The organism is Coralliovum pocilloporae (assembly GCF_030845175.1).
Classification (GTDB): Bacteria; Pseudomonadota; Alphaproteobacteria; order Rhizobiales; family Cohaesibacteraceae; genus Coralliovum; species Coralliovum pocilloporae.
Genome location: NZ_CP132542.1, coordinates 576672 through 590089, shown reverse-complemented (window position 1 = coordinate 590089; position 13418 = coordinate 576672). Strand labels below are relative to the sequence as shown.

General features: G+C 56.3%; 11 protein-coding genes. All 11 read left to right on the top strand.

The annotated features are described in order from the left end of the window. Positions 1 to 15: 15 nt before the first annotated feature. The 11 genes from mraY to lpxC all read left to right on the top strand — a co-directional run bounded on the left by mraY (position 16) and on the right by lpxC (position 13383). Positions 16 to 1101: a phospho-N-acetylmuramoyl-pentapeptide-transferase gene (gene mraY, locus RA157_RS02790; protein WP_350334957.1), complete on the top strand. Its 1086-nt coding sequence runs from the start codon at positions 16 to 18 to the stop codon at positions 1099 to 1101. Positions 1102 to 1103: 2 nt separating this feature from the next. Beyond that, positions 1104 to 2504: a UDP-N-acetylmuramoyl-L-alanine--D-glutamate ligase gene (murD, locus tag RA157_RS02785; protein WP_350334956.1), complete on the top strand. Its 1401-nt coding sequence runs from the start codon at positions 1104 to 1106 to the stop codon at positions 2502 to 2504. After that, the gene (gene ftsW, locus RA157_RS02780) at positions 2504 to 3676 is read left to right on the top strand and encodes a putative lipid II flippase FtsW (RefSeq protein ID WP_350334955.1); all 1173 of its coding nucleotides are present in this window, start codon (positions 2504 to 2506) and stop codon (positions 3674 to 3676) included. Before murD ends, ftsW begins: the two co-directional genes overlap by 1 nt. Further along, positions 3666 to 4775: an undecaprenyldiphospho-muramoylpentapeptide beta-N-acetylglucosaminyltransferase gene (gene murG / locus RA157_RS02775; protein WP_350334954.1), complete on the top strand. Its 1110-nt coding sequence runs from the start codon at positions 3666 to 3668 to the stop codon at positions 4773 to 4775. Before ftsW ends, murG begins: the two co-directional genes overlap by 11 nt. Positions 4776 to 4790: 15 nt before the next feature. Further along, positions 4791 to 6206 carry a UDP-N-acetylmuramate--L-alanine ligase gene (gene murC, locus RA157_RS02770; protein ID WP_350334953.1) on the top strand — a complete coding sequence of 472 codons (1416 nt, stop codon included), beginning with the start codon at positions 4791 to 4793 and terminating at the stop codon, positions 6204 to 6206. Beyond that, the gene (gene murB, locus RA157_RS02765; protein WP_350334952.1) at positions 6203 to 7159 is read left to right on the top strand and encodes a UDP-N-acetylmuramate dehydrogenase; all 957 of its coding nucleotides are present in this window, start codon (positions 6203 to 6205) and stop codon (positions 7157 to 7159) included. Before murC ends, murB begins: the two co-directional genes overlap by 4 nt. Next, complete coding sequence (locus RA157_RS02760) at positions 7160 to 8089, top strand: D-alanine--D-alanine ligase (protein WP_350334951.1); 930 nt, start codon at positions 7160 to 7162, stop codon at positions 8087 to 8089. After that, on the top strand, positions 8077 to 9006 hold the full coding sequence (locus tag RA157_RS02755; RefSeq protein ID WP_350334950.1) for a cell division protein FtsQ/DivIB: 930 nt from the start codon (positions 8077 to 8079) through the stop codon (positions 9004 to 9006). The genes RA157_RS02760 and RA157_RS02755 overlap by 13 nt, the downstream gene beginning before the upstream one ends. A 32-nt stretch (positions 9007 to 9038) precedes the next feature. After that, entirely contained in the window at positions 9039 to 10328 is a 1290-nt protein-coding gene (gene ftsA / locus RA157_RS02750) for a cell division protein FtsA (protein ID WP_350336142.1), read from the top strand. Between the two features lie 102 nt (positions 10329 to 10430). Further along, positions 10431 to 12212, top strand: a complete 1782-nt coding sequence (gene ftsZ / locus RA157_RS02745; RefSeq protein WP_350334949.1) for a cell division protein FtsZ — start codon at positions 10431 to 10433, stop codon at positions 12210 to 12212. A 223-nt stretch (positions 12213 to 12435) separates the two neighbouring features. Continuing rightward, positions 12436 to 13383, top strand: a complete 948-nt coding sequence (lpxC, locus tag RA157_RS02740) for a UDP-3-O-acyl-N-acetylglucosamine deacetylase (protein WP_350336141.1) — start codon at positions 12436 to 12438, stop codon at positions 13381 to 13383. Positions 13384 to 13418 lie beyond the last annotated feature (35 nt).

Here is a 13418-nt window from a genome sequence, read left to right as displayed (position 1 = left end):
GCAGGGTAAAGCAGAATGTTTCTTCTTCTTGCGGAGTTGTCGGACCAGATCTCGGTTCTGAACGTGTTCCGTTATATTACGTTCAGGACTGGCGGTGCCGTGATGACGGCCTTGCTGTTTGTCTTCCTGTTTGGACCGGGGATCATTGACAGTTTGCGGGTTCGTCAGGGGAAGGGACAGCCTATCCGCGAGGATGGTCCGCAGAGCCATATCCTGACCAAAAAAGGCACGCCGACCATGGGCGGGTTGATGATCCTGTCTAGCGTTCTGGTTTCCACTCTGCTCTGGGCTGATCTGAGCAATCCGTATGTCTGGGTGGTTATGGGTGTGACGCTCGGTTTCGGTCTCATTGGTCTTTATGATGATTATCTCAAGGTGACGAAATCATCCCACAAGGGCTTTTCCGGCCGGTCCCGGTTGGGGTTGGAAGCGCTTATTGCCGGTATTGCCTGCCTTGTTGTGGCGCTTGTGGGCGATACGGCTTTCGCTACATCACTTGCTTTCCCGTTCTTCAAGGATCTGGTGGTTGACCTTGGCTGGTTCTTCATCCTGTTCGGAGCCTTTGTGATTGTTGGTGCGGGCAATGCGGTTAACCTGACCGATGGTCTGGATGGTCTTGCTATTGTCCCGGTGATGATTGCCGGTGCCAGCTTTGGCATGATTGCCTATCTCACCGGAAACGAGGTGTTCTCATCCTATCTCCAGATCCACTATGTGGTCGGCGCGGGTGAGCTCTCCATTCTCTGTGGTGCACTGATTGGTGCGGGGCTGGGCTTCCTGTGGTTCAATGCACCGCCAGCGGCCATCTTCATGGGTGATACCGGGTCTCTGGCTCTTGGAGGTATGCTGGGGGCTATTTCGGTCGCCATTAAACACGAGATCGTTCTGGCTATTATCGGCGGGCTCTTCGTCCTTGAGGCTGTGTCGGTCATCATCCAGGTGGGGTCCTACAAGCTGACCGGTAAGCGGGTGTTCCGCATGGCTCCGATCCATCACCACTTTGAGCATCTTGGCTGGACAGAGCCGCAGGTGGTGATCCGGTTCTGGATTATTGCTGTTGTCCTGGCGCTTATCGGCCTGTCGACGCTGAAGCTGAGGTAGGCATGATCAAGGCAACCACATTCAAGGGAAAATCGGTTGCTCTGTTCGGGCTTGGCGGCAGTGGCATGGCAACCGCCAGAGCTCTTGTTGCCGGGGGCGCACAGGTTCTCGCAGCTGATGACAATCAGGGTCGGATGGATGAAGCGGCCAGGGAGGGTATCCCCGTTGGCAGTCTTGATGACGCGGACTGGGGTCGGTTTGACTCTCTCGTCCTTGCGCCAGGTGTTCCGCTGACCCATCCGGTGCCGCACCGGATCGTCAATCTGGCCAATAGGGCCGGTGTCGAGATTATCGGTGATATTGAAGTTTTTTGCCGCGAGCGAGCTGCTCGTGCGCCGGGTTCAAAGCTTGTTGCAATTACCGGAACCAACGGTAAGTCAACCACAACGGCGCTTGTGGCGCACGGTTTGAAGGCCTGCGGTTTCAATGTGCAGATGGGCGGCAATATCGGCGTTGCTGTGCTCTCGCTGGATGAACTGTCTGACAATGCCGTTTATGTTCTCGAATGTTCGTCCTATCAGATTGATCTGGCGCCAACGCTTGATCCGACGATTGGTGTTCTGCTGAATATCAGCCCAGACCATATCGACAGGCATGGCTCGTTCGAGCATTATGCAGCAGTGAAGCGGAATCTTGTGGCGCAGTCGGAGACCGCCGTCATCGGTATTGATGACGAGACAACGCGGTCTATTTCAGAGACACTGAAATCTGATGGTGTCTCTGTGATCGACATCAGCACACGACAGGCGCTGGGTCATGGTCTGTATGCTATGGCTGACCAGCTGGTTGATACTCTGTCCGGGCGTCGTCACGTGGTGACCCGCCTTACCGGCATTCCGTCTCTGAGAGGTCGGCATAACGCGCAGAATGCAGCTGCCTATGCTGCTATCGCCCGTTGCCTTGGTGTCAGCTATGACGCGCTGGCCAAGGGGCTGAGGAGCTTTCCCGGACTGGCTCACCGTATGGAAGAGGTTCGCCGGATTGCCGACATTGCCTTTGTAAATGACTCCAAAGCCACCAATGTGGATGCGGCTGCAACGGCTCTTGGTTCGTTCCAGGATATTTTCTGGATTGCGGGTGGTCGTGCCAAGGATGGCGGTATCGATGAGCTTGAGCCATTCTACCCGCGTATCCGGAAGGCCTATCTGATTGGCGAGGCGGCAGAGCCGTTTGCCGCCACTCTGGGCAAAAAAGTGCCGCACGAGATCGCCTCAACAATGGATCATGCCGTTGTTCTGGCAGCGCGTGATGCTTTCCGGTCGGGCCTGGATGAAGCTGTTGTTCTTCTGTCTCCGGCCTGTGCTTCTTTCGATCAGTATGACAATTTCGAGTTGCGTGGTGATGCCTTCAGAAAGGCTGTGGAAGCGCTCGATCTGGACCAGCCGAAAGCGGAGGCCCTCTGATGGTCAGCCGGACGGAAGGCGGAACCCTGATCGGTCGATGGTGGTGGACTGTCGACCGGTATCTGCTGTTTTCCGTCATCGCCCTTATGATCACCGGGTTTATTTTCTCATTTGCCGCCAGCCCTCCGGTTGCTGAACGGCTGGGGCTTGATTCCTACCATTTCGTCAAACGCCATGCTGTGTTCATGATCCCGTCTCTCGTGATCTTTCTCGGCGTTTCGCTGCTGTCTCCAAAACAGGTGCGACGGCTCGCGCTTCTGGTTTTCCTGGGCGGTGTTGCCCTGATGATCGTGACGCTGTTTATCGGTCTTGAAATCAAGGGCGCCCGCCGCTGGATCTCGGTGGGTGGTTTCTCACTGCAGCCGTCTGAGTTCGTGAAGCCCGCCTTGATCATTCTGTCTGGCTGGTTGTTTGCAGAACACAAGCGTCAGGCGGATATTCCGGGCAATATCTTTGCCATTCTGCTTTTGGTTATGGTGGTGTCTCTGCTCGTCGCCCAGCCGGATTTCGGCCAGACTGCTCTGGTCGGGGCCGCCTGGGGTATGGTGTTTTTCATGGCCGGTCTGTCCTGGACCTGGATTTTCGCGCTGGCCGGGCTTGGTGTGATTGGCGGTGTGATTGCCTACCTCACCGTTGCCCATGTGGCAGGGCGTATCAATCGCTTTCTTGACCCGTCATCGGGGGACACGTTTCAGGTGGATACAGCCATTGATGCCTTTGTCAAAGGTGGCTGGTTCGGACGGGGGCCGGGCGAGGGGACCGTGAAACGGATCCTGCCGGATTCCCATACGGATTTCATCTTTGCGGTGGCTGCCGAGGAATTCGGCATCATCGTCTGCCTGCTGCTGCTGGCTATCATGGTGTTTGTGGTCATGCGCGGGCTCTATCAGGCGCAGCGTCTCGATGATGCCTTTCATCGTCTGGCGACATTCGGCCTTGTCTCGCTGTTCGGCCTGCAGGTGGTGATCAATCTCGGGGTTAATCTCAAGCTGATGCCTGCCAAAGGCATGACATTGCCATTCATTTCCTATGGCGGGTCATCCATGTTATCAGCCGCTTTTGTCATGGGGGTGGTTCTCGCCTTCACCCGCAGCAAGCCGGTGCGATCCGCGCTCAGGCATCGCCAGCCTCTTGCCCGTTCTGAACAGGTTACCAAACCAGATGCAGTCTGAATCAGATCCCAAACGTGTTTTTGTTGCCGCTGGTGGGACCGGTGGTCATGTGTTCCCGGCAGCCGCACTGACTGCTGAGTTGCTCAAACGTGACTATCTGGTGCACTGGCTGACCGATGATCGGGTTTCTTCCTATGATGAGGCTTTTCTGGGCGCGCGGATTCATCGGGTGTCATCAGCGACTTTTGCCCGGAAATCACCGGTAGCGCTGGCGCGGGGTGCCATTCAGCTTCTGACCGGGTTTTATGAATCCCGACAGCTTATCAAGCGTTACCAGCCTGATCTTATTGTCGGTTTTGGCGGCTATCCGACTTTCCCTCCGCTGTATATGGGGCAGAAGCTCGGTGTGCCGACCTGTATCCATGAGCAGAATGCCGTATTGGGCCGGGCGAACAAAGCTGTTCTGAAGAACATCCATGCTGTTGCCATGAGCCTGCCGCAGACGCGCGGGCTTGATGGTCATGCGCGAACCATCCACACGGGCAATCCTGTCCGTCCTGAAGTGATTGAGGCGGCAGACAGGCCTTATCCGACCATGGGCGGCCATCTGCCGTTCCGGCTTCTGGTTTTCGGCGGCAGTCAGGGCGCTCAATTCCTGTCTGAGGTAGTGCCTGCTGCGTTTGAGCTGTTGCCCGAGGACAAGCGCAATCTTGTTTCGGTTGTGCAGCAATGTCGTCCTGAGAACCTCTCCACAACGCTTGCGCGCTATCGGGCACTTGGGATGAGTATCGAGCTGGAAACCTTCTTTGAGGATTTGCCGCAGCGCATGGCTGAAAGCCATCTGGTGATTTCGCGCGCTGGAGCATCCACTGTATCGGAACTGGCTGTTATCGGACGACCGGCTATTCTCATTCCTTACCCGGGTGCGCTTGATCATGATCAGCGGCTGAATGCTGAAGGTCTGGCAGAGGCCGGCGGGGCATGGATCAGAGAGCAGGCTGATCTGACACCGGAGCGTCTGGCGGGAGATCTGAGCGCGCTTCTTGATGAACCGGAAAAACTATGGACTGCGGCCTCTGCGGCCAAATCTGCGGGCTATCCCGATGCCGCTGTCAGGCTGGCTGATCTTGTGGATGAGCTGACTCACAACTCGAATTGAAGGATCTTGTGATCGATGAAAATGCCTCAGGATATCGGACCCATTCATTTTGTGGGTATTGGTGGTATCGGGATGAGCGGGATCGCCGAGGTTCTGAATAATCTCGGATATCGGGTTCAGGGCTCCGATATGTCAGACAGCGCCAATGTTCAGCGTCTGAGAGCCAAGGGCATTTCGGTTTCTATCGGGCATGCCGAGGAGAATCTCGGTGAGGCACGGGTTCTGGTCGTATCATCCGCCATCAAGCCGGATAATCCGGAGCTGTGTGCTGCACGTGACCGTATGGTGCCTGTTGTTCGGCGCGCGGAAATGCTGGCTGAACTGATGCGCCTTCGTTCGGCTGTGGCTGTTGGTGGTACGCATGGTAAGACCACCACCACGTCTCTGGTGGCAACTCTGCTTGATGCTGCGGGGTTTGATCCGACCGTTATCAATGGCGGTATCATCAATGCTTACGGCACCAATGCACGTCTTGGAGAAGGCCAGTGGATGGTGGTCGAGGCAGACGAATCCGATGGCACATTCGTCAAGCTTCCTGCCGATGTAGCGATTGTCACCAATATCGACCCGGAGCATCTGGACCATTACGGCACATTTGACAATGCCCGTGAGGCGTTCCGGCTGTTTGTCGAGAATGTACCGTTTTATGGTTTCGCGGTGATGTGTCTTGACCACCCGGAAGTGCAGGCTCTTGTGGGTCGGATTGAGGACCGTCGGATCGTCACTTATGGTGCAAATCCGCAGGCTGATATCCGGTTCCGCAATGTGCGCTCCGATAACGGGTTCTCGAAATTTGATCTAATCGCGCGCGATCGCGCGACCGGAGTGGAAACGGCTATCAATGATCTGACTCTTCCCATGCCGGGTCTGCACAATATCTCGAACTCTGTTGCTGCAATCGCGGTCGCGCTCAACCTTGATGTATCGGAAGACGCGATCAGAACCGGGTTGCAGAATTTTGGCGGGGTCAAGCGCCGCTTTACGGCAACCGGAACCTGGAACGGCATCCGCATCTTTGATGATTACGCCCATCATCCGGTAGAGATTGCAGCGGTTTTGCAGGCTGCGCGCTCGGCGACAGAAGGCAAGGTAGTCGCGGTCATGCAGCCACACCGCTATACGCGTCTGCATGACCTGTTTGATGAATTCTGCGGCTGTTTCAATGATGCGGACACGGTGATCATTGCTGATGTCTATGAAGCCGGTGAGGAGCCGATTGAAGGTGCGGACAAGACCGGGCTTGTATCCGGTTTGAGAAGCCACGGCCACCGCAGTGTGCTGCCGCTGGAAGGACCGGAGAGCCTTGCCGGGTTGATCCGCGAGCAGGCCGAACCGGGAGACCTTGTGATTTGTCTCGGGGCTGGCAGTATTACACATTGGGCTCATGCCCTGCCGGAGGCGCTTGAACAGCTTGAAGGAGGGAAGGGATGAGTTTCCCGGATCTTCTGGAAGAACACGGCTCTGCTTTTGAAGGTGTCCGTGGGCGCCTGATCACCAATGCTCCGCTGAAGGATTATGTCTGGTTCCGTGTCGGTGGACCGGCGCAGCTGCTTTTCCAACCTGCTGATGAAGAGGACCTGGCCCGGTTTCTGGCGGTTCTGCCGGAAGACATTCCTGTCACGGTTCTGGGTCTTGGGTCCAACACTCTTGTGCGGGATGGTGGTGTTGCCGGGGTTGTTGTACGCCTCTCGGCCAAGGGGTTCGGGCAGATTACCACGGAACCCGATCACCATTTGCGCGTCGGTGCTGCTGTGCCTGATGTCAGAGCAGCCAAGGCGGCGGCTGATGCGGGGATAGCGGGGCTGTCCTTCTACCGGGGCATTCCGGGTGGTATTGGCGGCGCATTGCGCATGAATGCCGGTGCCTATGGCGGTGAGACGAAGGATTTCCTCATCGAAGCCCGCGCGGTTGATAGGCAGGGGCAGGTTCATATCCTGTCAAACGCTGATTTCGGATACAGCTATCGGCACTCAGAAGCATCTGGTGACCTGATTTTCACGGAAGCCCTGTATCGCGGTTCTGCCGGGGAACCGGACGCGTTGCGCGCTGAGATGGAGCAGATCACAGCCTCGCGTGAAGCGACGCAGCCGGTAAAGAGCCGTACGGGAGGCTCGACGTTCAAGAATCCGGAAGGGCACAAGTCCTGGCAGCTTATTGATGCGGCAGGTTGCCGTGGCATGAATATCGGCGATGCCCAGGTTTCTGAATTGCACTGCAATTTCCTGCTCAATACCGGAAACGCGACGGCCACGGAACTTGAACTGCTTGGGGAGACGGTTCGGTCTCAGGTTCTGGCAACAAGCGGCATTCGGCTTGACTGGGAAATCAAGCGGATTGGCACCTTGCCGGATGGCGTGAATATTCAACCCTTTCTCGGGAGATAAATGATGAGCACTGGTAAGCATGTAGCTGTTCTGATGGGCGGATGGTCCGCGGAACGGAGTGTTAGTCTTGCGTCCGGCAATGCCTGCGCTGATGCTCTTGAGGACGCAGGCTACCGTGTGACACGGGTGGATGCCGAGCCGTCTGTTGCGACTGTGCTGCAGGAGCTGAAGCCCGATGTGGTTTTCAATGCCCTGCATGGCCCATACGGTGAGGATGGTTGTATTCAGGGCATTCTTGAGACGCTCAGCATCCCCTATACGCATTCCGGTGTCCTTGCATCTGCACTGGCGATGCACAAGGAAAAGGCCAAGGATGTGATGCGTGAGGCGGGTGTACCCGTTGCAGAATCAAAAATTGTCCACAGATTAGATGCAGCGCGCGAACATGTGATGAAGCCGCCTTATGTCATCAAACCGGTGAATGAGGGGTCCAGTTATGGCGTTCTGATTGTCTCTGAAGACATGGAACATCCACCCCAACAGCTCTATTCAGATAACTGGCCATATGGCGAAATTGTTATGGTTGAGCGCTATATTCCGGGCCGCGAGCTGACCTGTGCGGTGATGGGTGACGTGGCCCTGGGGGTGATTGAGATCCTGCCTGACGAAGGCTTCTATGATTTCGATTCAAAATATCGCCCTGGTGGATCAAAACACATTCTTCCGGCAGAAATTTCACCGAATATTTACCAAAACATACAGACATTAACCTTAAGAGCACATCAATCGCTTGGCTGTCGCGGTGTGAGTCGCGCTGATTTCCGGTTCGATGACCGATTGCACGGCACAGGTGAGTTGATTTGTCTTGAAGTTAATACGCAGCCCGGCATGACGGAAACGTCACTGGTGCCGGAACTTGCAGCAGATGCCGGACATGATTTCCGCGCATTGGTCAGTTGGATGGTGGAGGACGCTTCTTGCAACCGTTAGCGAAGCGACATGATGGAGACAGCGACGGGATCAAATCCGCCGAACAGGCGCGACTTGATCGTGAATATTCGCTGCGTCATCGTTATGGTTCCTTCGCAAAACTGGCGTCTGAAAGCTGGCGCCTCCTCAATCTGACACCGAAGTGGCTTGGTACGGTATCAACGGTTGCCTTCCTTTCCGCAGCCATCGTGTATGGGGCATCTCTTGGCGGGCATCTCGGCCCGGCTGTTGATGCCGCGTCCAAAAAGGCCGGTCTGGCGATTACCGAAGTGCATATTTCCGGCCAGGCATCTGTGTCTGAATCAGAGATTCTGTCCCAGCTCGGAATTACCCCATCCACATCCCTCATTGCTTTCAATGTGGCAGATGCACGGGACCGGCTGCTGGCCAATCCCTGGATTTCATCTGTGACCGTACAGAAATTCTATCCCGGTACCTTGCGGATAGCTGTGACCGAGCGCCGGCCGTTTGCGGTCTGGCAGCGCGGCAGCCTGTTATCCGTGGTTGACCAGGCCGGTGAGCCGATCATTGATGTGCAGGGTGGCGATTTTGCCAGCCTTCCTCTGATTGTCGGACGAGGTGCCCAGCGTGAAGCCGAGGGGCTTTTCTCCGAACTGGTGCGCTATCCGCTTCTGCAGAGCCGTCTGCGGGCCTCATCTCGCATTGCAGACCGCCGCTGGAATCTGCATCTGGATACAGGCACTGTGGTTCTTCTGCCGGAAGAGGGACTTGCCCGCGCGCTTCGTGATCTGGATGCGCTTGCGCGGGATCGCCAGATTCTGGCCCGGGATATCTCACGGGTCGACTTGCGGTTCGCTGACAAGGTGACATTGCGTCTGACGGATGACGCTGCAACTGAGCGCAAGGCGGCTTTTGAAGCAGCCATCAAGCGGCGCAAGACGGGAGGTGACGCATGATCCGCCTTCCTGAAAGCGTTCGTGGCGTGCACATGAAGCCGTTGCCACAGCATCGCTCGTCTGTTGTGTCGGTTCTGGATGTCGGTTCCACCAAGGTCTGCTGCATCATCGCGCGGTTGCGTCCGCGTGATCCGGGTGAAGCACTACGTGGCCGGACCCATCAGATCGAGATTATCGGTTTTGGTCAGCGTCAGGCCCAGGGCATGAAGTCCGGTGTTGTTACCGATATGGAAGCGGCAGAACGCTGTATCCGTCACGCTGTTGATGCAGCGGAGCGGATGGCCAATCTGACCGTGGATTCTCTCATTGTCAGCATGTCTGCAGGCCGATTGCAGAGCGAAACATACAGCGCCAGCGTTGCTCTTGATGGCCATGAAGTGCAGGAAGATGATATTGCCCGGGTTCTTCGGGCCGGTCGGTCTCATTCGCTGACGGAAGGGCGTTCATCCATTCACTCCCTGCCGATTGGCTATTCTCTTGATGGCAATCGCGGCATCAGTGATCCGACAGATATGTTCGGCAACAAGCTCGGTGTGGATATGCATGTGGTCACTGCAGACCATGCGCCGATCCGGAACCTTGAGCTCTGTGTCAATCGCTGTCATCTGCAGGTGGAGGCTTTTGTTGCTACGCCTTATGCCAGCGGTCTTTCCGTTCTGGTGGACGATGAAGCTGAACTTGGCGTTGCCTGTATCGATATGGGTGGTGGCACCACAACGATTTCGATTTTCGTCGAGGGTCAGTTTGTGCATACCGATGGCTTTGCCATTGGCGGGCATCATGTGACCATGGATATTGCCCGCGGCCTGTCCACACGGCTGGCCGATGCGGAACGGCTGAAGACCCTTGCTGGCAGCGCTTTGCCGAGTGTGTCTGATGATCGTGAGATCCTGACCGTTCCGCCAGTCGGTGATGATGAGCGGGATTTGCCCCACCAGGTGCCACGCTCTGCGCTGACGCGGATCATCCGGCCTCGGGTTGAAGAGATCCTTGAGCTGGCTCGGGACAAGATTAATTCAAGCGGGTTTTCTGCCCAGGTCGGTCGCCGTCTGGTGCTGACCGGTGGTGCAAGCCAGCTTACGGGAATGTCGGAAGTCGCAAGACGGATTCTGGCGCGGAATGTTCGGCTCGGCCGTCCCCTTGGGGCTGCTGGTCTGCCGGAGATTGCCAAGGGGCCGTCTTTTTCCGCTGCGGTCGGCCTGCTGATTTATCCGCAGGTTGCCCAGATTGAACAGTTTGCAACGAGAAAACAAAAACTGTCCCTGACCGGGACGGACGGGTACTTCGCCCGGGTCGGTCAGTGGTTCAGGGAGTGCTTTTAATACATCTTTTTCCGGTTTAACCTCGTCGAATCAAGGTGAATCGGAGAATACTGAGAGAGGTCGAGACGGCGGGAATGGCCGTCCAAGCCCGACGAGGATGCCATGACCATTAATTTGAAGATGCCCGATATCACAGAACTGAAGCCGCGTATCACGGTGTTTGGTGTTGGTGGAGCTGGCGGCAACGCCGTCAACAACATGATCACAGCCGGATTGCAGGGCGTTGAGTTCGTCGTTGCCAATACCGATGCCCAGGCGTTGTCCACGTCTCAGGCCGAGCGTGTGGTCCAGATGGGAATTGCCGTGACCGAGGGGCTCGGCGCAGGTTCTCAGCCGGAAATCGGTCGTGCTGCTGCCGAAGAGGTGATTGATGAGATCAATGACCATCTGGCTGGCTCACACATGGTTTTCATCACCGCAGGTATGGGAGGCGGCACGGGTACGGGGGCAGCTCCTGTGATCGCCCGGGCTGCGCGTGAACATGGCATTCTCACAGTCGGCGTGGTCACCAAGCCGTTCCACTTCGAAGGCCAGCGCCGCATGCGTATTGCGGAAAGCGGCATTGATGAACTGCAGAAGAATGTGGATACGCTGATCTGCATTCCGAACCAGAACCTGTTCCGTATCGCCAATGAGAAAACCACATTCGCTGATGCCTTCTCCATGGCTGACGAAGTGCTTTATTCCGGCGTGGCCTGCATCACGGATCTGATGGTCAAGGAAGGCCTGATCAATCTGGACTTTGCTGATGTTCGCTCAATCATGCGCGAGATGGGCAAGGCGATGATGGGTACCGGTGAAGCGTCCGGTGACCGTCGTGCTGTTCAGGCTGCTGAAGCGGCTATTGCCAACCCGCTGCTGGATGACATCTCCATGCAGGGTGCACGCGGTCTGCTGATTTCGATCACCGGTGGTCAGGATCTGACCCTGTTTGAAGTGGACGAAGCGGCAACCCGCATCCGCGAGGAAGTCGATCCGGAAGCCAATATCATTCTGGGCGCTACGTTTGATGAAGGCCTTGAGGGTGTCATCCGCGTCTCTGTTGTGGCAACGGGTATCGATCAGGAGATCCTTGAAGAGGTGACCCCTGCTGAAATCCGTCTTTCCGAGCTGGCTCAGCAGCGTGAAACGCTGACCGTCGAGCAGCATGAAGAAGTTGCCGAGGAAGAGCACGCAGAAGAAGTGGAACTGCCGCAGTTCATCATCCGTGATGATGTCCAGGAGCAGGTTTCCGCTGATCTGATGCAGTATGAGGAAATGGAAGCAGCTCCGGTTGCCAGTGCTGAAGATCCGGATGTGATGATTGAGCCTTTCCGCCCGGAAATGCCAGCATTCAGTGAGCCAGAGCCGCAGCCGGAAATCGATCCGATGCCAGCTCCGGAAGTTGCTGAACAGCCAGCACCGCAGCGTCATTTCATTCCGCCGCAGGCTGAAATGCCTGAGCCTCGTGCACCGCGTATGCCGCGTATGGAAGAGTTCCCGCCGGTCGGTCAGCGAGAGTTTCAGGCTCGCATGGCTCCAGAAGCTCCTCAGGAAACTGCTCCTGAGGCTGAGGAAAAAGGTCCGATGACCATTCTGCGCCGCCTGGCCAATGTTGGCCTGGGTCGCAAGGAGCATGAGGCTGCTGAAGCAGAACCTGCTCCGGCTCCGACCCAGCAGGTTCGCCCGCAGATGCCTGCCACAGCCCAGATGGCTCCTCCTCAGGCTTATGCGCCACAGCAGGCTCCGCGCAGCGAATTTGCAAAGCCGCGCCCGGCACCTCAGGGCATGTATCAGCCGCAGCAGGGTCAGCTTGATCCGCGTGGCCGTGCCCAGCCTCAGCCACAGGCTCATGAGGATGAGCAGCTGGAAATCCCGGCATTCCTCCGTCGCCAGGCGAACTGATCGTCTGATACAGACTGTTACAGATTATGACAGGGGCAGATTTTCTGCCCCTGTTTTTCGTTTAAATTCAATGAATTACAGCATCTGAAAGTTTTCTGAAAATCGTAACAAACAGTAAGAAAGCGTGATTTGTACCCGTTGCGGGTGACTTGTATTGTGCAGCCATCAGGGCTTAAGGGCGCAGATTCGAAAATCCAATAATAAAATCTTTCGGGACAGAATGATGACCATGACTGACGTGCGGCGGCAACACACTCTGGCTGAGCCTGTGGAACTTTCCGGTATCGGTGTTCACAGTGGTAAGCCGGTCTCGATGACGCTTCATCCTGCTGAAGATGATCATGGTATTGTTTTTCTGCGTTCCGAAGATGGCAAGGATTACGAAATCCGCGCGTCCCACAAGGTTGTGTCTGCAACAGAGCTGTGCACTGTGCTTGGTGATCCGAGCAGCGTGTCTGTTGCAACGGTCGAGCATCTGATGGCTGCTCTTGTTGCCTATGGCGTGGACAATGTTCTGATTGAGATTGATGGCCCGGAAGTTCCGGTCTTTGACGGCAGTTCCGCTGCCTATATCGATGCTTTCGAGCAGGTCGGGCTTAAGCAGCAGCGCCGTGCCCGCCGCTTCATCAAGGTTCTGAAGCCTGTCCGGATTGAGAATGGCCAGTCCTATGCAGAGCTTCGTCCGTTTGATGGCAGCCGGTTTGAGGTCGAGATTGATTTTGATACGCCGGTTATCGGTCGCCAGAAATTTTCCGGTGATCTGTCCCCGGCTGTTTTCCGTGATGAGTTGAGCAGAGCGCGGACCTTTGGCTTCATGAAGGATGTGGAAGGTCTCTGGGCCATGGGTTATGCACTTGGCTCCTCGCTCGATAACACGGTTGTTCTGGGTGACGATGAAGTGGTCAACCCTGAAGGGCTGCGGTACCCGGACGAGTTTGTTCGGCACAAGACCCTTGATGCTGTTGGTGACCTGTCTCTTGCGGGGGCGCCTATTCTTGGGCTTTATCGCTCTTATCGTGGTGGCCATCGTGTGAATATCAACATGGTCAAGGCCCTGTTTGCTGACCCCGACGCCTGGGAATATGTTGAAGAAGCTCCGACCCGCACGGTTGGCCATGGGGAATTGCCAGCTGGTATTGCCGCTGCTGCATTCCGTGCGGATGTTTCGTAACAGGGATTACCGGAATATCCCGGCGTGTCCGGGGG

What these genes read in the sequence shown, in the direction of transcription:
- mraY (WP_350334957.1), top strand. Translation starts at nt 16, where the DNA reads ATGTTTCTTCTTCTTGCGGAGTTGTCGGACCAGATCTCGGTTCTGAAC.
- murD (WP_350334956.1), top strand. Translation starts at nt 1,104, where the DNA reads ATGATCAAGGCAACCACATTCAAGGGAAAATCGGTTGCTCTGTTCGGG.
- ftsW (WP_350334955.1), top strand. Translation starts at nt 2,504, where the DNA reads ATGGTCAGCCGGACGGAAGGCGGAACCCTGATCGGTCGATGGTGGTGG.
- murG (WP_350334954.1), top strand. Translation starts at nt 3,666, where the DNA reads ATGCAGTCTGAATCAGATCCCAAACGTGTTTTTGTTGCCGCTGGTGGG.
- murC (WP_350334953.1), top strand. Translation starts at nt 4,791, where the DNA reads ATGAAAATGCCTCAGGATATCGGACCCATTCATTTTGTGGGTATTGGT.
- murB (WP_350334952.1), top strand. Translation starts at nt 6,203, where the DNA reads ATGAGTTTCCCGGATCTTCTGGAAGAACACGGCTCTGCTTTTGAAGGT.
- RA157_RS02760 (WP_350334951.1), top strand. Translation starts at nt 7,160, where the DNA reads ATGATGAGCACTGGTAAGCATGTAGCTGTTCTGATGGGCGGATGGTCC.
- ftsA (WP_350336142.1), top strand. Translation starts at nt 9,039, where the DNA reads ATGAAGCCGTTGCCACAGCATCGCTCGTCTGTTGTGTCGGTTCTGGAT.
- ftsZ (WP_350334949.1), top strand. Translation starts at nt 10,431, where the DNA reads ATGACCATTAATTTGAAGATGCCCGATATCACAGAACTGAAGCCGCGT.
- lpxC (WP_350336141.1), top strand. Translation starts at nt 12,436, where the DNA reads ATGACCATGACTGACGTGCGGCGGCAACACACTCTGGCTGAGCCTGTG.